Annotated in this window: 16 protein-coding genes; 3 read left to right on the plus strand and 13 right to left on the minus strand. The window is 62.5% G+C overall.

Going from position 1 to position 19082, the window contains the following annotated elements; translation table 11 throughout:
- Positions 1-27: 27 nt before the first annotated feature.
- The 8 genes from mdcH to P2T68_RS34075 all read right to left on the minus strand — a co-directional run bounded on the left by mdcH (position 28) and on the right by P2T68_RS34075 (position 6497).
- The gene (mdcH, locus tag P2T68_RS34040; RefSeq protein ID WP_069077209.1) at positions 28-927 is read right to left on the minus strand and encodes a malonate decarboxylase subunit epsilon; all 900 of its coding nucleotides are present in this window, start codon (positions 925-927) and stop codon (positions 28-30) included.
- Positions 924-1520 (minus strand): malonate decarboxylase holo-ACP synthase, encoded by a 597-nt coding sequence (locus tag P2T68_RS34045; RefSeq protein WP_277378856.1) that lies wholly within the window; start codon positions 1518-1520, stop codon positions 924-926. The genes mdcH and P2T68_RS34045 overlap by 4 nt, the downstream gene beginning before the upstream one ends.
- Entirely contained in the window at positions 1514-2284 is a 771-nt protein-coding gene (gene mdcE / locus P2T68_RS34050) for a biotin-independent malonate decarboxylase subunit gamma (RefSeq protein ID WP_277378857.1), read from the minus strand. Before mdcE ends, P2T68_RS34045 begins: the two co-directional genes overlap by 7 nt.
- A complete protein-coding gene (locus tag P2T68_RS34055; protein ID WP_277378858.1) occupies positions 2281-3123 on the minus strand; it encodes a biotin-independent malonate decarboxylase subunit beta in 843 nt (280 codons plus the stop codon). The genes mdcE and P2T68_RS34055 overlap by 4 nt, the downstream gene beginning before the upstream one ends.
- Positions 3116-3415, minus strand: a complete 300-nt coding sequence (locus tag P2T68_RS34060) for a malonate decarboxylase subunit delta (protein WP_024077886.1) — start codon at positions 3413-3415, stop codon at positions 3116-3118. The genes P2T68_RS34055 and P2T68_RS34060 overlap by 8 nt, the downstream gene beginning before the upstream one ends.
- Positions 3415-4263 (minus strand): triphosphoribosyl-dephospho-CoA synthase, encoded by an 849-nt coding sequence (locus P2T68_RS34065; RefSeq protein ID WP_024077887.1) that lies wholly within the window; start codon positions 4261-4263, stop codon positions 3415-3417. The genes P2T68_RS34060 and P2T68_RS34065 overlap by 1 nt, the downstream gene beginning before the upstream one ends.
- Entirely contained in the window at positions 4264-5934 is a 1671-nt protein-coding gene (gene mdcA / locus P2T68_RS34070; RefSeq protein WP_024077888.1) for a malonate decarboxylase subunit alpha, read from the minus strand. It abuts the gene before it with no gap.
- A 308-nt stretch (positions 5935-6242) separates the two neighbouring features.
- Positions 6243-6497, minus strand: a complete 255-nt coding sequence (locus tag P2T68_RS34075; protein ID WP_069077206.1) for a DUF6124 family protein — start codon at positions 6495-6497, stop codon at positions 6243-6245.
- A 486-nt stretch (positions 6498-6983) separates the two neighbouring features.
- On the opposite strand from P2T68_RS34075, the gene P2T68_RS34080 reads away from it, so the two are divergent.
- A complete protein-coding gene (locus P2T68_RS34080; protein ID WP_277379787.1) occupies positions 6984-7271 on the plus strand; it encodes a HigA family addiction module antitoxin in 288 nt (95 codons plus the stop codon).
- Positions 7272-7291: 20 nt separating this feature from the next.
- On the opposite strand, the gene P2T68_RS34085 is transcribed toward P2T68_RS34080, so the two are convergent.
- On the minus strand, positions 7292-7927 hold the full coding sequence (locus tag P2T68_RS34085) for an NBR1-Ig-like domain-containing protein (RefSeq protein WP_236645997.1): 636 nt from the start codon (positions 7925-7927) through the stop codon (positions 7292-7294).
- A 288-nt stretch (positions 7928-8215) separates the two neighbouring features.
- On the opposite strand from P2T68_RS34085, the gene P2T68_RS34090 reads away from it, so the two are divergent.
- Positions 8216-9022 carry a 2OG-Fe(II) oxygenase family protein gene (locus P2T68_RS34090; protein ID WP_024077892.1) on the plus strand — a complete coding sequence of 269 codons (807 nt, stop codon included), beginning with the start codon at positions 8216-8218 and terminating at the stop codon, positions 9020-9022.
- A gap of 22 nt (positions 9023-9044) precedes the next feature.
- The gene (locus P2T68_RS34095; RefSeq protein ID WP_168232805.1) at positions 9045-9680 is read left to right on the plus strand and encodes a LysE family transporter; all 636 of its coding nucleotides are present in this window, start codon (positions 9045-9047) and stop codon (positions 9678-9680) included.
- A 351-nt stretch (positions 9681-10031) separates the two neighbouring features.
- On the opposite strand, the gene P2T68_RS34100 is transcribed toward P2T68_RS34095, so the two are convergent.
- The 4 genes from P2T68_RS34100 to P2T68_RS34115 all read right to left on the minus strand — a co-directional run bounded on the left by P2T68_RS34100 (position 10032) and on the right by P2T68_RS34115 (position 19070).
- On the minus strand, positions 10032-10487 hold the full coding sequence (locus P2T68_RS34100; protein ID WP_010207210.1) for a chemotaxis protein CheW: 456 nt from the start codon (positions 10485-10487) through the stop codon (positions 10032-10034).
- Positions 10480-16299, minus strand: a complete 5820-nt coding sequence (locus P2T68_RS34105; RefSeq protein WP_277378859.1) for an Hpt domain-containing protein — start codon at positions 16297-16299, stop codon at positions 10480-10482. Before P2T68_RS34105 ends, P2T68_RS34100 begins: the two co-directional genes overlap by 8 nt.
- Before the next feature lie 198 nt (positions 16300-16497).
- Positions 16498-18549 (minus strand): methyl-accepting chemotaxis protein, encoded by a 2052-nt coding sequence (locus P2T68_RS34110; protein ID WP_024077895.1) that lies wholly within the window; start codon positions 18547-18549, stop codon positions 16498-16500.
- Positions 18546-19070 (minus strand): chemotaxis protein CheW, encoded by a 525-nt coding sequence (locus tag P2T68_RS34115; protein WP_024077896.1) that lies wholly within the window; start codon positions 19068-19070, stop codon positions 18546-18548. Before P2T68_RS34115 ends, P2T68_RS34110 begins: the two co-directional genes overlap by 4 nt.
- Between the last annotated feature and the right edge of the window lie 12 nt (positions 19071-19082).

The raw sequence follows: 19082 nt of genomic DNA on the forward strand, positions 1-19082 counted from the left end.
TGTGCTTCGAAAGCCTTGGGTGGTGCTTTATCGGTGGCGGCGCTCCTCCTCTTCCAACAGGGCCTGCAAGGTGTCCAGGCGTGCGCCTTCGCAGGCGATCACCGTGCCTTGTTCAAATACTCGGCGTGACAGGCCGGTGAGTACGCTGCCTGGGGGCAGTTCGATTTGCAGGCGCACGCCGCGCTCATAGGCGCTTTGCACGGTGCCGCGCCAGTCGACGACGCGGCACATGTTGAAGGCCAGGTCGTCGCGCAAATGCTCGGGGTTGTGAATGGGACGCGCCCGGGTACTGCTCAGGTAAGTGATGCGCGGCGCTTTAAGCGTGACAAACGCCTGGGCCAGTGCCCGGGCAGGTTGTTCCAGCAGCGCGCAATGGGACGGCACGCTCACGGCCAGGCGCTTGGCGATGCCGTTGCCTTTGATGCGTGCCGCGACCAGCTTCATCGCCTCGTCGCTACCGGCAATGACGGTCTGGTTATCGGCGTTGATATTGGCCAGGTATACCGGGGTCTGCGGGCTGTGGATATCGGCCAGCAGGGCTTCGACGGTGGATAACTCAGGGCCGACCAGCGCGGTCATGCCGTAGCCTTGTGGATAAGCGTGCTGCATCAGTTCACCCCGCAGGCTGACCAGCCTGACAGCGTCCGCAAAGTCCAGGGCACCGGCAATGACCGCCGCCGGATACGCCCCGATGGACAAGCCCGCTACGTAATCCGGTGTGCGCTCCAGCAAGCGCGCATGGGCCACACCCGCGATCAACAGACACAGCTGCACCGCGCGGGTACTGGCCAAGGCTTGCGCCGAATCGAGCTGGCGCACGTCTTCACCAAGGGCATCGCTGGCTTCATCCAGTACCGAGACGGGCAACCGCGTGAGCATGCCCGGACGCTGCGCGCCCTGCCCCGGAAACACCAGCAGGCTGCTCATGCCACGGCCTGCCAGGGATCGAGCACAAGGTGTGCGCCACGCGCGGTTTTCAACAGCACCCGCCGCGAGCCGCTGGCCCATTCGCGCAAGGCGACGGCGCCGAACGGGGTTTGCAGTTGCAGGTCCACGGCACAGGCCGCGGTGTCCAGGATCGCCAGCAGGTCTTGCGCATCCCGCCGGTCAAGCGGCGCGGGCGTACGCAGGAGCAAATCCAGATCGCTCATTGCATGCAGTGCCTCAATGCCCGTGGCCAACTCGAAACCCGCGCTGCCCGTGACGCCCCAGGTCTGCTGCGCCAACACCGGCCGCAGTTGATCGAGTGCGCGCAACGCCGGCAAATCCCGGGGCGAGATCGCGTCGCGCAGGGCTTCCGGCGCCACACTGCGCTGCACGGCGGCCAGGGGCATTGCCGTCGCAAAACGCTGCTCACGCAGACGCCCGCGCACACCGACCGCCACCTGGCCCGGCTCGGCCATGGCGCGACGCACCACCACCGGGTGACCGGCGCCGATGGCCTCCAGCGCCCAGCCCGGCGCGTCGCTGGGCAGATGCGCAGGGGTCATGCCCCAGAGCAAATCGTGAGCGTTCACCATTGTTCCCGCAGCAACTGGCGTACATGGCTGGAGGCCGCGCGATTAGTAGCACCGAGGCGCCCACTCAAATCACGGCTATCGATATCCTGGATCGCACTGACCAGGCAATCGCTGACTCGCGTCACATCGTCCTGCGTCGGCTGTTCAATCTGGCTGACCGACAAGGTTTCCCACAGCAGGCCGAGGCTGGCAAAACTGTCGATGTCATAGGCCATGGGCGGCACGCTGGCAGCCAGGGCGTCAAGCTCTTCGACACTGCGCAGGGTCACCCGCGCCGCCGATGCCTTACCCATGGCGTGCACCATCACGCCGGGGTCGCGCAGGGCAATCAGGCGGTTGGCCTGGTAACCGTGGGCGAGGAAGGCACCGGACATGGCCTTGCCCACCAGCAGCGCAATCACCGGGTGCCCGGCCAGGCGGGCACGGGCGTAACTGTCGGCGGCGGCGGCCAGGGCCTGGTGGATGCCGAGGGCTTCTTCGCGACGGCCATAGGCTTGGCTCGGGACATCGACGATGGCGATGATGGGACGCTTGTCGCCACGGGCGATGGCTTCATCCACGGCCTTGGCCAACCCCCAGCCTTCCAGCAGGCCGACTTCGCCGTTGCGTGCACGGGGGAAACGGTTTTGCGCGTCGGGGACCACGGCGATAAAGCGCACCGCGTGTTCCCCCAATACGCCGTCGGCAACTTTCAACGAGCCGGGCAAATCGGCCACAGGGGTGGCACCGGCGCTCAATGCGTTAAACCACTGCAAGCCTCTCATGAGCGTTCTCCCTGATACAGAGCGCGAACCGTCGCCGGGTCGATTTGCGGTGCAGCGTCCAATTCGGCCAGGCGCGCGAGGTAATAATCGGCCTGGCGGCTGCGCTGCTGCGCAGGCAAACCTTGCTGCAACAGCACGCTGACCGTCTCTTGAAGTTGCGCCACATCATCTGCCACATAACGGTCGACCAACCCGCTGTTGAAGCGTTGCTCGCCACCGGTGAGGCTCCAGATGAAAGGCCGGTCGCGGGAGTCGTACTCTTCAAGACCGGCTTCCTGCTCGATCACTTGCGGGCCATTCAGGCCAAGACGGGCTTCGCGGGTGACGACCAGGTAACTGCACAACCCGGCCGCGATGGACATGCCACCGAAGCAACCGACACTGCCCGCCACCACACCGATCACCGGTTGGTACTGGCGCAGATCGACAATGGCCGCATGAATGTCGGCAATCGCTGCCAAGCCCAGGTTGGCCTCCTGCAAGCGCACGCCACCGGTTTCCAGCAGCAGCACGGCACGGGTCGGAACCCCGTTGCGGTTGTCTTCGGCGGCCAGTTCGAGGGCGCCAGCGATTTTCGCGCCGCCCACTTCCCCCAGGCTGCCCCCCTGGAAATTGCCTTCGATCGCGGCGATCACCACGGGCACACCTTCAATGCTGCCCTTGGCGATCACCACGCCGTCATCGGCCTGGGGCACCACGCCCTGGCGACTGAGCCAGGGCGACATGACGCGCTGGAATGGGTCGATCAATTCTCGGTAAGTGCCGCTGTCCAGCAAGGCCTTGGCCCGCTGCCGCGCCCCCAGTTCAACGAAGCTGTGTTTGCTGAGCAAGTCAGTCATGGCCGATCTCCTCGAAACCCTGTTCCAGGCGCAAACGCACCACGCCGGGAGTCGCGCCGAAATCGTGGATATCAATCTTCAGGGCCGGCGGGGTTTGTTCCTGGAAGATCCGCTCGAACAGGTGTTGCCAGCGTTGTTCGGCGCCATTCACCGAGGTTTGCACCTGAATGGTCAGGGTGCCAGCCGTGCCCGGTTCCAGCAGCACTTCCAGGTCGCCCGAGCCGACACACCCCACCAGCGCACGGCCTTTGGGTGGCTGCCCGGCGGGGAATTCAAAGGATAAGGTTTCCATCACAACGCTCCATCGAGGCGGTCGATAAACAGGCAGGCGGCCAACAGGTCGGCGGCACCGCCGGGGGAGGCATTCAGGGCCAGCAATTGTTGGTCGAGTTCATGCAGTTGGCGGCGGCCGGCGAGGGTTGCGCTGCCGCCCGCCTCCAGCACGGCTTGGGCCCCGCGTTGCATGGCGTGTTGGCCTTCCAGGCCGGCACGGTAGAGCACGCAGGTGTCGGCCAGCTCGGTCATGATCGCGAGCAAGGCATCCAGGCGTGCGTTCTGTTCACCGGCATTTTGCCGGCGGCTTTTGTGCAGTTGCGGCAGGCCGCGTTGCAGCACCGAGGGGAAGCCCAGTTGCGCTTCTTCACGGGCGCCGCGTGCGCCGTAGCGCTGGGCGACGTGTGCGCCATGGCTCATTGGCTGGGGCGCGTAGCGGTCATTGAGCAGGGCCAGTTTGGCGGCTTTCAAGGTCACGGCGCTGGCATGGGCGGACTGCGGTTCCAGTGCCGCTGCGGCGGTCAGCAGGCCGAGGGCCCAGATCGCACCGCGGTGGGTGTTCACGCCGTTGGTGGTGGCGAGCATCGCCTGCTCACCTTCGCGGCCCAATCGGCCGAGGGCTTCGCGCAGGGGTAAGCCGACTTCACCGATGTCGAGCGCGGCATCAGCCATCTCCTTGAACATCGGCCACAGCGACAGCGCCGAGGCGTGCATCAGCCCCAGGTGCAAATCGCTATGGGCGCCGTTACCACGACGGTCAACCAGGGCAGGTTTGGGCGACAGGTCGGCTTCATCGATCAGCGCATCCACGGCCATATCCGCCAGGCGTTCGGCGAGGCTCAGTTCATGCAGTTTGAGGGCGCGCATTTACCAGCTCCTGAATTTGGCGGGCGGGTTGTACAAGCCACCGGACCACTCCACCAGGTCGGCGACGCTCTTGGCGGCCAACAGCTCACGGGTGGCGTCAGTGCGGCGAATCCCCAAGTCCTCGGGCAAGGCGATCAGCCCCTCGCGGCGCATGCGCGCGGTGTCCTTGGGGTTGTGGCGCATGCCGATGGCGGTCACCCCGGCGACGGCGGCGATCATCGCCTGGCGCTCTTCGAGGGAGCGCGCCTTGTACAGGTAGGCAATGCCTTCTTCGGTGAGCAAGTGAGTCACGTCGTCGCCATAGATCATGATCGGCGCCAGGGGCATGCCGCTTTTACGCGCCACTTCCACGGCGTCGAGCGTGTTGACGAAGGTGGGTTTGCCGCCTTCCTGGAAGGTTTCAACCATCTGCACCACGAGCTTTTTGCCGCGTTCCAGCAGGGCTTCGGGCGCATCATCGTGACGCATATCCAACCACGCCGGCGTGCCATGGCGGCGACCGCGCGGGTCGTGCCCCATGTTCGGCGCACCACCGAAACCGGCGAGGCGGCCACGGGTCACCGTTGAAGAGTGGCCATCGCCATCAACTTGCAGGGTGGCACCGATAAACAGGTCCACCGCGTATTGGCCAGCCAGTTGGCAGAACATACGGTTGGAACGCATCGAGCCGTCACGACCGGTGAAAAACACATCCGGGCGGGCGGCAATGTAGTTCTCCATGCCCAGCTCGGTGCCGAAACAATGCACGCTTTGCACCCAACCGCTTTCGATGGCCGGAATCAGCGTGGGGTGCGGGTTAAGGGTCCAGTTGCGGCAGATCTTGCCCTTCAGGCCGAGGGATTCGCCGTAGGTGGGCAAGATCAATTCAATGGCGGCGGTGTTGAAGCCAATGCCGTGGTTGAGCGACTGCACATTGTGTTTTTCGTAGATGCCACGGATCGCCATCATCGCCATCAGCACATGCACCGGCTTGATATGGCGCGGATCGCGGGTGAACAGCGGCTCGATGTAGAACGGCTTGTCGGCCACCACCACAAAGTCCACCCAACTGGCGGGGATGTCGACACGGGGCAAATCGGTGACGTCATCCACCAACTGGTTGACCTGCACGATCACGATGCCATCGCTGAACGCAGCGGGTTCGATCAGCGCGGGGGTGTCTTCGGTGCTGGCGCCAGTGTAGATATTGCCGGCGCGGTCGGCCATGAAACCCGCCGAGAGCACCACGTTGGGGATCAGGTCCACCACCAGCCGGGCATAGAGTTCGATGTAGGTGTGGATCGCGCCGATTTCCAGCAGGCCATCTTCGAGCAGTTGGCTGATGCGCAGGGATTGGGTGCCGGCGAAGGAAAAGTCCAGCTTGCGTGCGATGCCCTTTTCAAACAGGTCCAGGTGCTCGGACCGCCCGACGCTGGGCATGATCATGTGCAAATCGTGGAGCTTGGCCGGGTCGGCCTTGGCCAGCGAGCGCGAGAGGAAGTCGGCCTGCTTTTGGTTGTTGCCTTCCAGCACCACGCGGTCGCCGGGGAGGATCAGCGCTTCGAGGGCTTCGACGATTTTATCGCTGGGCAACACGGCCCCGTCTGCGTAGTGCTTGACCCGCTCGAGCCGCCGCTGCTTCTCGTCGCGCCGCCGCGTCCAGCGCGAGTCGGGGTTGATTATTGTTGTCATGGTCGCTCCACGGGTTTGCTGTCGTGGGCTGTACCTTAGGAGTGATTCAGGGGGGTATCAATCAAGCTCAGTGGCAGATCGTTACGGTTGGAGTAATGGAGCATCTGCAAACGCAGACCCGAGCCCAGTGAAGATCAAAAATGTGGGAGGGGCGGTACGACGATTCGACTTGCCCCCGATGAGGGTGGGTCAGCTAAGTGATGTACCAACTGTCAAATAAGCCATCGGGGGCAAGTCGAATCGTCGCACCGCCCCTCCCACATTTGCTCATTGGTGTCTGTTAGATAGCGGTCCCAAAAAGGGAATGATCAGTCCCTGTTTGGGACCTTTTCCAGCGAAGGGCTGACCTGCTCCAGCGCCCGATCCACCAACAACTGCCCAAACTCGGCCATTTGCTGGATCCCGAGCATGATGGCGCGCTGGGAAGTGTCCAGGTCGAAGGCCAGGTTGCAGGTGAGTGCGTTGAGGGAGGACAGGGTTTCGCTGGCGTTGACCAGCAGGGTTTCGGTGTTTTGGTGGGGGTTTACGGTGAAGAGAGGCGGATTAGGGGTAGGTTTGATCATGATGAAACTCCTAAACAGTCAGTAAGGAGCGCCACTGTTCGCTTGCACGCGAATGAGGGTGGCGACCGTGCGCAGGTGTGCAAGACCGGGCCTGTTTAGGACACCCAGCAGGTCCGAAGACCTCCTGCGCGCAGCCGCCATAAAGCAGCGAGCACAAAAAACGCCCGTTGGTTGGCAGGGCGTTTGTACGCCTAAACAGTTTCGTCGGACTTGCACGTCCGTGTCACCGTTTTTTGCGATGACGGGACGAAGACTAGGCGCGCGGGCTGCACGCGACAAGTTCATGCACGGCCCAAAATCTTGCAGGAAAAATCCGAAGGCTGGTCACACCTCTCAAGCGCAAAGCGCTTCCTGTGGCGAGCGGGCTTGCCACACAGAATATTCCGACAAGGTTTTCAGGTTGTTGCTCGGGACTCGCCTCTTATAGCCTTTTTCGTCCAAATCCCACCACGGGCAAACATGATGAGTCCGAACACTAAGCCCAATATAGCCATGCACACCCCACCTCACCCGGGCGAAATTCTGCTTGAAGATGTAGTCCCGGCCCTCGGTATTACTATCACCGAAATGGCACGACGCCTCGGCTTCGCCCGCGAAACTTTCTCAAGGATCTTGCATGGCCACGCCCCCGTCAGCCCGGACCTTGCCGTCCGGTTGGAGAGAGCCGGCGTAAGTACTGCGCAGCTATGGCTATCGATGCAAAGCGCCTACGACTTGTGGCAGGCCGAGCATCGGGAGCAGCCAATGATTGAACGGTTTGCGCGGATTGACTAAGGAAAAATCCGACCGGACGCTCAACGCGCCATGACGTTAACCACCACATGCAAAATGAACGCAGGCCCGTAACAAGGTTTCCCCTGCTCATCCTCGATTCTCCAGACTGAAGCCACCGTACAGGTCTCCTTGGGTGCTGCAAACTCCACACTGATATGCACCGGCTGGCCCGGCAGCGTATCGGCAATAGGGAGCTCGCTGTGCAGGCTACGCAAATGAATGTCCATCACTACCTCCAACTGGCCTTGTGGATCTGCGCGGCGGGCAATCACATATTCCCCATCAACACGCACCAGTCGTCGCCCGCGCCAGGGTCGTGTGCCCAGGTTCTGAATCTCCCAGGTTTTCTGAAAAACTTCCCCTGGCAACACGACGGTTTGATCAGGCGTCGTGACATCGGCATTGAACACCGCAACGTCCTCCGGATCATCAATACCTGCAGCCCGATTGGTGTTAGCCATTGAGCACGCATTAGCGGGCGCGCCTGTCAGGTCAGCGAAGTAGCGAAACAGCAGCAAGGGAGAAACCTGCAATGCCTTCGCCAGCTTGATCAGCGTGCGTACCGACGGGTCCCTGGACGCTCCAGCCGCTAGACCGTACAGGTAGGTTCTGGAAATTCCTGCTTCCTTGGCCAGCGCAGTCAGGGGCTTGCCCAACTCGCGGCTGCGCCGTGCAACCAGTGACCTGAGGGTATCTCGCGTTCTTATATTCATACGAAGTTTGCGGTTCCCGTTTTTAGGTGAACGTCATTTCTTTGTCCGCCAAAAAAGACAACCTGTCCGCCGCCACGTGTCTTGAACCATGCACACTCGCCACCTGCTGGCGATGTTGTGAAGGACATGGATGGCACCCTTTTAGCCGGTCATATCCAGTGTCGTAGTTTCTCGCATGCTTGCGAACCTAGTGTTTGTTGCATTCCTTTACATCTACCTTTGGATATAGCCATGACCCACATCAAAGCGTGCTGTGAATCCATTTCTCGAACAGGCTTTGGCACCCTGCAAATATCAGAAGCGATGCTGCTGGATTACAAAAAAATCGTTGATGGATACTCCGCAATATCACCAGCCACCAAGGCCTCGTTTTCCTTCGCGAAAGACACCGATGGATTTTTCCCCTTTGGCGAAGAGTACTCGAGCATTGAGGCTCAGCCTGATCTGTGTGAGCGCTTTTGCTACTGGCCTGCGCATTCATCAAAACGAAAATCCTTTGAGTTCACGCGAAGTGAGTTTTTTGTTGCCGTTGATGCTTTTGAGAGACAGATCAGCGAGCTTGCACAGGAACTGATGAACGGGGTTTGCGCGGAGTTTGGGGCCACTTCGTTGACCTCTTTGCGTGCGGCGTCCTATCTGCAACTGTGTGTCTATGGAGCTAATTACGGGCCTGATAAGCGCCAGTTTGCTCAGGATCCTCACGAGGATGGTCATTTGTTGTCGTTTATCAAACCTACTCGTGATGGCCTCGTTCTGGTTCGAGGCAGCTCGCTGGAGCCGGTACGACTCTTGGAGAATGAGATTGCAATCTTGGCTGGATCGCTACTGACTGAGCTCTCAGACTACGCGATTCCCGCTGCATACCACGCCGTTCTGGCTCCTAGAAGACCAGTGCCACGCAGCTCTCTTATTTACTTCGTCAACCCTGATGCGGGGCAGGAGCTGACAGGTTTTTTCCGCCACCAGCCGATCGACTTGAAAGCCGCCGCCAATGCCCGCCATACCGGTTTCGGTAATCACCCCCTTCAATTGACCTGATACTCAGGCGGCCGAGCACTTCATGATTCCTGACCTCAACGCCCTTTATCTCGAAGGTCTGCTCTTGGGCATCGGACTGTTCGCCGCTCCTGGGCCAAAGGACACCCTGGTCATTCGCCAGGGTGTCAGTCGAGGTCGTGTCTGGGGGGTGGTGGCGGTATGTGTGCTCGCCGATATCATTCTCATCAGTCTTGGGGTCATGGGGTTGGGTTCATTGCTCGGCAGCCAGCCAGGTCTAGTGGCGCTCCTGCTGCTATCGGGAGCGGTCTATCTGCTGTGGTTCGGTTGGCAGCGGTTACTGGCTTGCGTGCGTAACCAGTCGATGCCAGATACTCAAAGCAACCTCACCTCACAACAGGGTTTGATACGCACGGCAGTGATACTTGGATTTGCCAACCCATATGCCTGGCTTGATACCGTAGTGCTGATTGGCTCTATTGGCGCGGCAAAGCCCGTCAGCCAACAAGCATCCTTTGCCAGCGGAGCGATGACCGCGTCGCTGGTGTGGTTTGTGGTTTTGGCGTTGGGATGTCAAATGTTGACGGGGCTGTTTCGTTCGGCGAAGGTCTGGCGTTTATTGGACGCGGGTGTGGCGATTTTGATGGTGTATCTGGCGGGAATGCTGATTGCTGATTTTCTGGTGCTGCATCCTCTCTAAACGGAGCAAACCCGGTCTAACCTTCGGTGTGAACTGAAGGGGTGTTTTGGTGCGGGCGGCAAGCGACAAATTCATGCACAGCCCAAAATCTTGCAGGAAGAATCAGAAGGCTGGTCACACCTTTCAAGCGAAAAGCGCTTGCTGTGGCGAGCGGGCTTGCCCCGCGTTGGGCGGCGAAGCAGCCCCAGCAAGATAAATGCGCCGCTTCAGGCAAACCGAGTTGCCAGGTTTTGGGGCTGCTGCGCAGCCCAACGCGGGGCAAGCCCGCTCGCCACAACAAACCCGCTCGCCACCGTTACAGTGTTCCTCCTTAACTGACTGGCATTAGGGCAAGCCCCCTCTTCACATGGCTCAGGCCAACCCAGACTCCACCAGCAGCGCCTCAAGCCCCATCAAGTCCGGCACCTTCGCCACATGTTCTCCTACCTGCACCGCTGCCAGTTCCAATGGGCACAGCGGCACGTCCACATAGCTCAATTCGCTATCGAGCTTGTACGACCGCGGAATCCCCTGGATCACCAGCGCAATAAACTTCAACGTCGGCCGCCCGCCCAGCGCATTCAACACCACAATCCGCGAGCGTTCGCCCGTCACGCTCGCCTCGCCGCACACCGCTTCAAAGCTGATCAACGGTATTTGCCGATCCCGCCAGGTCACTTGCCGCAGATACCACGGCGGTGCATCACTGGCCGGTTCGCCACGCTGGAAGTCGATCAGCTCGGCAATGGCGACGTTAGGCAGCACCAGGTGACGGTCGGCCAGGGGCAACAGCAGGCCGGTGAGTTGGCTCGTGCGGTGGTCAAGCATGGGACTTGCTCCAATAGGCAATGCTTTCCAGCAGCACCGACTCCTGGTAAGGCTTGCCCAGGTAGTCGTTGACGCCGATGGCCATGGCGCGGTCGCGGTGTTTTTGGCCGGTGCGGGAGGTGATCATGATGATCGGCAGGCGCATCAGCCGAGGGTCGTTGCGCACCTGGATAGCCACTTCGAAACCATCCATGCGCGGCATTTCGATGTCGAGCAGCATCAGGTCCGGGGTGTGTTCTTCGAGCACGGCAAGGGCGTCGATACCGTCCTTGGCGGTGAGGACGTTCATGCCGTTACGCTCCAGCAGACGGCTGGTCACTTTGCGCACGGTGACCGAGTCGTCCACCACCAGCACCAGCAGCGGCCGCTTTTTCAGCGGATCGTTGAGGATCAGGGGCGCATCGACTGCCTGGGCCGGCAAGGCCGGTTGCCGGGCGCGAATATGCGCCAGCAAGTCAATGATCAGCACCACGCGGCCATCAGCGAGAATGGTCGCCCCGGAGACGCCCTTCACCCCCGCGAATTGCGGCCCCAGGCCCTTGACCACGATCTCCCGGGTCCCGGCCATGGCATCCACATGCACCGCCACGTGCCGCTCATTGCATTGCACCAACAGCACCGGCACCGGCTGGTACTGGCCCAGCAGTTTCGGGCGGCTGACGGTGTGCAGCAGATCACCGAGGTAGAACAGTTCATACCGCTGGCCGGCGTACTCATAACGCGGCGGGTCTTGCTGGTAGTGCCCGGCCAACTCGTGGGGCAGCACACGCACCAGGCCTTCGATGGTGTTGAGCGGGATCGCGTATTGGTCATCCGCGCACTGCACCATCAGCGCCCGGTTGACCGACACGGTGAACGGCAGGCGAATACGAAAATGCACGCCCGCGCCCGGTGTCGAGTCGATGAACATCGAACCGCCGAGCTGGCGCACTTCTTCATGCACCACATCCATGCCTACGCCGCGCCCGGAAATCTGCGTGATCTTTTCTGCCGTGGAGAAGCCCGGTTGCAGGATGAACTGCAACACGTCGCGGTCACTCATTTCTTGGTTGGGGTCGAGCAAACCGCGCTTGATCGCCTTGCGCCGCACCGCTTCCAAGGGCACGCCGGCGCCGTCGTCGCGCATGTCGAAGACGATATCGCCGCCTTCGTGGGTCAGGTCCAGGGTGATGCGCCCCTTCTCCGGTTTACCCGCCAACAACCGTGCATCGCGGGACTCCAGACCATGGTCGACGGCGTTGCGCAGCATATGTTCCAACGGTGCCACCATGCGTTCCAGCACGTTGCGGTCCATCTCGCCCTCGGCATTGCCGACCACAAACTCCACGTCCTTGCCCAACTCGCCGGCCACCTGGCGCACGATGCGCTTGAGGCGCGGCAGCATGCGTTCGAACGGCACCATGCGCGTACGCATCAAGCCTTCCTGCAACTCGGTGTTGATGCGGGCCTGTTGCTGCAACAGCTGTTGCGCATCCTGGTTACGGCGCTCGAGGGTTTCCTTGAGGTCCACCAGGTCCGAAGCCGATTCGAACAGCGCACGGGAGAGCTGCTGCAACTGCGAATGGCGGTCCATTTCCAGCGGGTCGAATTCTTCATAGCCCAGGCGCTCGGCCTCGGCCTGCTGGCGACTGAGGATGCGCCCCTGGGTTTCAGTGTCGAGCCGGCGCAGTTGGTCACGCATGCGCTCGATGGTGGTTTCCATTTCGTTGAGGGCGATCTGTGCGTCGCTGACCTGCTGCTCGATGCGGCCACGGAAGATCGACGTTTCGCCGGCCAGGTTGACCAGGTCATCCAGCAAATCAGCGGAAACCTTCACCATGTCGGCGGCCGGGTCAACCGCCGCTTCGGCCTTGCTCGCCGGCAAGGCCACCGGGGCTACCGGCTCTACGCCGGGGTGTACCAGGCTTTTGATGCGCTCGATCAGCTTGTCCACCGGGCCCACCGGCACGCCATCGGCCACTGCATCGATCATCTGCGCCAGGCGGTCATGGCAGCCTTGCAACAGCGCGAAGAGTTCAGGTGACGGGCCGAGCAAGCCGGCGGACAGGCCTTCGTAGAGAAACTCCAGCTCATGGGCCAGGTCGCCAATCGGGCCGATCTCGACCATGCGCGCGCCGCCCTTGAGGGTGTGCAGGTCGCGCAGCAGGGTTTCCACTTCCTGGCGATTGTTCGGCTCAGCCTGCCAGCGCAGCAATGCGCTGCCTGAACTGTCGAGAATGTCGGCGGCCTCTTCGAGGAAGATATCCAGCAGTTCAGGATCCGCAGCCGCGCCTTGCGGTGCCGCGGTCGGCGCGGCAGGCGTGCTGCTCTGGCGAAACTCGCGCAGACGCGCGATCAGCTCGCCGGAGTCGCTCAGGGGTTGGTGGTGTTGCAGTTCTTCAAGTTGCAACGCCAGCCGTTCGTGACTGGCCATCAGCACCTGGGACAGCTCGGTGGAGTAGCTGTAGCGGCGGTCCGCCAAGCCTTCGTAAAGACACTCCAGCTCATGGGCCAGGTCGCCCACCGGGCCGATTTCGGCCATGCGCGCCCCACCCTTGAGGGTGTGCAAATCTCGATGTAACGACGACAACGGTGCCACGCCATCAGGCTCCAGCAACCAGCGCTTGAGGGACTGCCCGGCGCTGTCGAGGATATCCACGGCCTCTTCGAGGAAGATCTCGACAATCTCATCGTCCGGTACCGCTTCCTGGTGCAGCCGCGCCGTGGCGGCCCCCAGTTCGGCGATGTTCAGGGCTCGGCTGCCGTCACTTTTGATCAGGCCGGTGGCAGAGGGGTCGAGGGCATCATCGAGCAGCTCGCGCAGGGCCTGTAACCGTGCCGGCACCGGGCTGATCTCCTGGCCGGCGGCCAGTTGGTCGAGCATGTTGATCAGCGCTTCATGGGCCTGTTCGGCTTCCTGGAAAAACCGCTCGCTGACCGCCAGGCTGCTCTCTTCCACAGCGCCATACAGGTCGAGCAAGGCTTCGCAGAGTTCGTCGATGGGGTGCAGGTCGGCGACGTGCGCGCCCTCCCCCAGGGTGGTCAATTCATCCAGCAATGCGGTGAGTTCCTGGCGCTCGCCGGGGTGTTGTTGCCAGCGGCGCAGCAGGCTTTCGGCGTCGAGCAGGATATCCATGCCCTGGGCCAGGAAGTCAGCGATCAGTTGTGGATCGCGCTTGATGCGCAGGCCGGTGCTGGGGGCGTCGAGCAGGGCTTCGAGCTGACGATCAAGCAGGCTCTGTGTGCGGCTGATCAGGTCCGCCGCGCCTTTGATCGGCACCAAGGGGTCGCTGTCCAGTTGCCGCAGCCCGCGTTGGAACAGGTCCTCGGCTTCCAGCAGCAACTCCACTTCATCCAGGTCCAACGGCAGGCGGTGAGCCTTGTACTCGCGGGTCAGGTGATCGAGTGGGCGCGCCAGTTCGGCGATCGGCAGCACTCCGGCCATGTAGGCGCTGCCCTTGAGCGTGTGCAGGGCGCGTTGCAGTTCATCGCTGACTTGCAGCGGCACATGCTCGGCGGCTTGTTGCAGGAAGTGATTGAGGCTGTCGAGGTGGGTCTGGGCCTCGTTGCGGAAAATCTCCAGCAACATCGGGTCATGGGCTTCGACGGCCGAGGCTTCAACCCCGCTGGCCAAGGCGTGGGCACGCGCGGCCAGGGTGTCGACCTCCTTGCGCTGGCGCTGGGCACCGGCGGCGAAGTCGGCGATCAGTTCCGGCAGCAGGGCGACCGCTTCATCCAGTACCTGTTGCACCTCGGGGCCGGGAGCCACGCTGCGCTCAAGCACGCGGTTAAGCAGGTTTTCCACGGCCCAGGCCAGCTCCGCCAGCACCAGGGCGCGGACCATGCGGCCGCTGCCCTTCAAGGTGTGGAAGGCACGGCGCATTTCGCCGAGGGCAGTTCTATCGGCACCGCTCGGCAGGTTGCGATGCAGCAGCTCAAGGACTTCTTCGGTTTCTTCGAGGAAGACGTCGCGCAGCTCCTCGTCAATCGGCTCTTCACCGGCCGGTGGCGGCAGCAGGCTACCGGGGCGTTGCTGGGCCGGCGGGTTCAGCCGCGAGGTGGGGCTGGCCAGGGCGTCGAATTGCGATTGGCTCGGTGAGGTCTCGGCCGACAATGCGCCCTCCGGCGCCACCAATGCCTGGCGCCAGGGTTTTTCCGCAGGCAGGTAACCCAGCGCCTCCAGGCTACGGGTGGCCAGCTCCAGCACGCGTTCGCCGGCGGCATCGGGGTCTTGGAGCATGCGTTCCAGGTAGTACTCCAGGCCGCTGATCACGTCGGCAAACTGCCCCAGCTGCGCCTCGGAGGGCACGGCGTCGTTGATCATCAGTTGTTCATCGACGTAAACGCTGCAACCGCGCATCAGGCTCGCTGCGCGTGGCAATGGGATCATCGCCAGGGCGCCGCGCACCTGGCTCAACAGTTCCGGCAAGGACTCCAGGCGCTGGCGCTGCCAATCGGCTTCGATGCAATCGATCACCAGCTCCTTGGCTTGTTGCAGGCACTGGCAGCACTCGCGGATCACCAGTTGGTGAATCTGGGTCAGGTCAGTGGTGGGCAGGCGGCTTTCTTCGCGGCTGTCCGGCTCGACGGTGCCGGCCATCCCCGCCAGCGTGGCTTCGACGTAGAGCAAGGCGCCGGCGACGTCCATCAGCACCGCATCGTTAGGTTCGCGCTGGCCCTGGGCCAGGCTCAGCACGACGGCAAGCTGGTCGATGATGACTTTACGCGGCTGACCAAACCCAAGCACCGCCAGGGTATCGGCGATCTGCCGCAGCGGCGCCAGCAGCGCCTCAAGGTCACGGGTGTGCTGACGGTCGCTGCGCACGAACAGGTCGAGACGTTCCTTGACCCGCACCAACTCCTCACACAAGGCACCGAGCACCGAGCCCATGGCATTGCGATCCGGCCCCGCCATGCGTGCGCGCTCGGCATCGACCAGGGCGCTATCGGGCAAGGCTTCATCCAGGCCGTAGCGTTCTTTCAGGCTTTGCATACGCGGTGTCGGCCGGGTGACTTTGGCGACGTAGAACAACAGGCTCTTGAGCAGTTCGTCCGGCGCCGCCTGGTTGATACCGCCAATGCCCTGGGCCAGCAGGCGCTTGAGTTGTTTGTCGCTGGCCTTGAGCAGGCTGCGCAGCGCCGGGCTGTTGGCGATCACGCCGGTGAGCATGCCCTCGACCAGCGCCGAGGTGACTTGCCACAGCGGCAACAGCGGCGCGCCCTGGCACAACGCTTCGAGCCGCGCGAACACCCGTGCCATGTCTTCCAGGTTGCTCGGGCCATGGTCTTCGCGCAGCAGGCCGGCCAGGGCTTGTTGCAGCAGGTGGTGCCACTGGCGCAGTTGCTCGGTCAGGTCCGGCGGCGCACGTTGGGCCAGTACTTCATCGGGCAAGGGCGCAATCGACAGCAGTTGCGGGCTGAACAGGCTGGTCTCCGACAACAGGCTTTCGCCGCGCGCACTGCGCAGGTCGTTGAGCAGCGGCAACACCACCAGGGGCAGGTCGCGGCGCGCGCTGTGGATACGGTCAAGGTACAGCGGCAATTGGCCCAGGGCCTGTTGCAGCAGGCGGATACTTTCTTCCCACTGGCTGACATGCCCGGTCTGGAGCGCCAGGGCCAGCTGTTCGATTTCTTCGGCGAGCAGGGCCGCGCCGTAGAACTCGACCATCTGCAGGGCACCGTGCACCTGGTGGATACCGGCCAGGCACTGGCTGATCACATCGCCGTCATGGGTTTCGACAAACGCGTCCAGCGCCGAACGGGCCTGTTTCAGGGTTTCGGCAATGTCGCCCTTGACCCATTCGAGGGCCACGTAGTCGTGCCGATCAACCATAACTGCTCCGCTTAGAATTCATGGGTTGCTGGTAGTGCGAGATCTCCAGACAGATGGAGATCAAATGTGGGAGGGGCGGTGCGACGATTCGACTTGCCTCCGATGGCGGTGTATCAGTCAGCAAGTGTGTTAACTGACCCACCGCTATCGGGGGCAAGTCGAATCGTCGCACCGCCCCTCCCACACTTGGATCGCATTTCAATCATCTGCCTGCTTGGCCACAGGCAAGGTGAAACCCGACACCGACCTGCGCAACTGGCTGGCCATCTTCGCCAAATTGCCGATGCTTTCGGCGGTGGCGGTGGACCCCGAGGACGTCTGAGTAGTGATCTGCTGGATCACGTTCATGGTCAGGGAGATCTGCCCCGCCGACGACGTCTGTTGCTGCGCCGCATTGGAGATGCTCTGGATCAGCGCCGCCAGGGTTTTCGACACGCCTTCGATCTCTTCCAGCGCGACGCCAGCGTCCTGGGCCAGCCGCGCGCCACGCACCACTTCGGTGGTGGTCTGCTCCATGGAGATCACGGCTTCGTTGGTGTCGGTCTGGATCGCTCGCACCAGGGTTTCGATTTGCCGGGTGGCCGCCGACGAGCGCTCGGCCAGGCGCTGCACTTCGTCGGCCACCACCGCAAAGCCGCGCCCGGCATCCCCGGCCATGCTCGCCTGGATCGCCGCGTTGAGGGCAAGGATGTTGGTCTGGTCGGCGATGTCGTCGATCAGGCTGACGATGTCGCCAATCTCCTGGGACGACTCGCCCAGGCGCTTGATGCGCTTGGCGGTGTCCTGGATCTGCTCGCGAATGTTGTCCATGCCGTGGATGGTGTTGTGCACCACCTCGTTGCCCTTGTTGGCGATTTCCACCGAACGTTCCGCCACCGCCGAGGACTCAGCGGCGTTGGCCGACACCTGGTCGATGGACTGGGCCATCTGTTCGATTGCGGTGGAGGCTTCGGCGATCTGCTGGGCTTGATGCTCAGAGGCTTGCGCCAGATGCATGGCCGTGGCCTGGGTCTCCTGCACCGCACCGGCAACCTGCCCGGCGGTGAGGTTGATGGTGGCGACCAGGTCACGCAGTTGGTCCACGGAGTAATTGATGGAATCGGCGATGGTGCCGGTGAAATCTTCGGTCACCGAGGCGGTGACGGTGAGGTCGCCATCGGCGAGGTCTTCGATTTCATCCAGCAGGCGCATGATCGCGTTCTGGTTGCGCTCGTTCTTCTCGGCGGTTTCATGCAGTTGGCGGTTGGTCTCGCGCACCATCACCAGGCCGATCAGGATGATCGACGCCAGCGCCAGCAGGCCCAGCACATAACCGCCAATGGTGTCGAAGCTGCGTCCGCTGGCCAGGTTTTCAAAGCCGGTGGCCAGGTGCGAGGCTTCATCGAGCAGGGTTTGCGAGAGGTTGAAGATATTGCTCGCCGAGGCGCGCACTTGGAACAACTGCGGCGAGGTCTCGAGGATTTCATCCACGGAGCCGGAAACAAACTCGAACAGCTCGGCAATTTCTGCCAGCCGCGCACGGGCATCACGGTCTTCAACCTGGGTGATACGCAGGCCAGGGTTGCCATTGAGCATGCCATTAAGGACTTGGCCGAAGCGGTTGGCATCGCGGCCAAAGGCATCGGCGGCCTGCACGGCGGTTTCATCGCCGGCGAGCACGGTGTTGACCGCACCGAGGATGCGTTCGGCCAGTAGCGACTGGCGCTGGGCCACGGCCACCTGGCTGGCGGGGGCGCCGCGTTGCAGGAGGATGTCGACGACCTTTTCCGATTCCATCTGTAATTGCGGCACGGTTTCGGCCAGGGTCGCGGCCACTTGGTGCAGGGACAGCACCGTTTGTTCGCTGGCCAGGATGACGTCGGTGTTTTTCAACAACGCTTCCCAGTCGGTCTGCACTGCGCGCATTTCGGTGCGCACCGCGCTGGGCGCCGCCGGCAGGCCGGTTTCCGGGTCGCCTTTCTTCAGGTACCCCCAGCGCTGGGCAAAATCATTGCGGGCCTCCCCCAGCAGCTTGAACGCGGCGGCCTTGCCGGCGGCGGCTTCCGTGGCGTTCTTGGCGATACGCTGGGACAGCACGCGCAACTCACCGGCGTGGCCGATGTACTGCTTATCGTAGGTAGATTGGGTATTGAGGTAGGCGAAGTTGGCGAACAACAACATGATGAACACGATCAGCGCGATAAACAGCACGATGATCTGGGAGCGGCTACGCGAGCCGGCCTGGGGTTTAGGCGTGGTGACAGTGGTCATGCGGCAACATCCATGAAGCCTGGGGCCTGGGCCAGGGCGAAGGGGCTGAAGACCTGCCACAGCGGGTCGCCATCAAACTGGCCTTGGATAAACGGCGCGCCTGGGGCGGCGTGTGCCTGCAACGCGTCTTGTGCGAAATGCTGCATACCCACCACCTCATCCACCAGCAGCCCGACAAATATGTCCTGGTACTCCACCACCAACACCCGCCGCTGCTTGCGCGCCTTGGACAACGCATGGCCGAGGAAGCCGCCGAGGTCCATCACCGGTAACAGGCGCCCACGCAGGTTAGCCACGCCCTTGATCCAGGTCTTGACCCCGGGCATTAATGTGCAGCGAGGCTCATGCAGCACTTCGGCCACTTCGCCCATGGGCGCCACATACCAATGCTCGCCCAGGCGAAAACCGATGCCGCTCCAGCTGTGCAGGCGGGCTTCCTGGGATGGCAGGTCAGCGGCCAACAGGCGGCAGCGGCGATCGATGTCCAGCAGCAACTCGAAGGCGGTTTGCGACTCGGTCATGATGGCGTGCCG

It is taken from the genome of Pseudomonas sp. G11 (genome assembly GCF_029457515.1).
GTDB classification, from domain to species: Bacteria; Pseudomonadota; Gammaproteobacteria; order Pseudomonadales; family Pseudomonadaceae; genus Aquipseudomonas; species Aquipseudomonas gorinensis.

What these genes read in the sequence shown, in the direction of transcription:
- mdcH (WP_069077209.1), bottom strand. Translation starts at nt 927, where the DNA reads ATGAGCAGCCTGCTGGTGTTTCCGGGGCAGGGCGCGCAGCGTCCGGGC.
- P2T68_RS34045 (WP_277378856.1), bottom strand. Translation starts at nt 1,520, where the DNA reads ATGGTGAACGCTCACGATTTGCTCTGGGGCATGACCCCTGCGCATCTG.
- mdcE (WP_277378857.1), bottom strand. Translation starts at nt 2,284, where the DNA reads ATGAGAGGCTTGCAGTGGTTTAACGCATTGAGCGCCGGTGCCACCCCT.
- P2T68_RS34055 (WP_277378858.1), bottom strand. Translation starts at nt 3,123, where the DNA reads ATGACTGACTTGCTCAGCAAACACAGCTTCGTTGAACTGGGGGCGCGG.
- P2T68_RS34060 (WP_024077886.1), bottom strand. Translation starts at nt 3,415, where the DNA reads ATGGAAACCTTATCCTTTGAATTCCCCGCCGGGCAGCCACCCAAAGGC.
- P2T68_RS34065 (WP_024077887.1), bottom strand. Translation starts at nt 4,263, where the DNA reads ATGCGCGCCCTCAAACTGCATGAACTGAGCCTCGCCGAACGCCTGGCG.
- mdcA (WP_024077888.1), bottom strand. Translation starts at nt 5,934, where the DNA reads ATGACAACAATAATCAACCCCGACTCGCGCTGGACGCGGCGGCGCGAC.
- P2T68_RS34075 (WP_069077206.1), bottom strand. Translation starts at nt 6,497, where the DNA reads ATGATCAAACCTACCCCTAATCCGCCTCTCTTCACCGTAAACCCCCAC.
- P2T68_RS34090 (WP_024077892.1), top strand. Translation starts at nt 8,216, where the DNA reads ATGACCCACATCAAAGCGTGCTGTGAATCCATTTCTCGAACAGGCTTT.
- P2T68_RS34095 (WP_168232805.1), top strand. Translation starts at nt 9,045, where the DNA reads ATGATTCCTGACCTCAACGCCCTTTATCTCGAAGGTCTGCTCTTGGGC.
- P2T68_RS34100 (WP_010207210.1), bottom strand. Translation starts at nt 10,487, where the DNA reads ATGCTTGACCACCGCACGAGCCAACTCACCGGCCTGCTGTTGCCCCTG.
- P2T68_RS34105 (WP_277378859.1), bottom strand. Translation starts at nt 16,299, where the DNA reads ATGGTTGATCGGCACGACTACGTGGCCCTCGAATGGGTCAAGGGCGAC.
- P2T68_RS34110 (WP_024077895.1), bottom strand. Translation starts at nt 18,549, where the DNA reads ATGACCACTGTCACCACGCCTAAACCCCAGGCCGGCTCGCGTAGCCGC.
- P2T68_RS34115 (WP_024077896.1), bottom strand. Translation starts at nt 19,070, where the DNA reads ATGACCGAGTCGCAAACCGCCTTCGAGTTGCTGCTGGACATCGATCGC.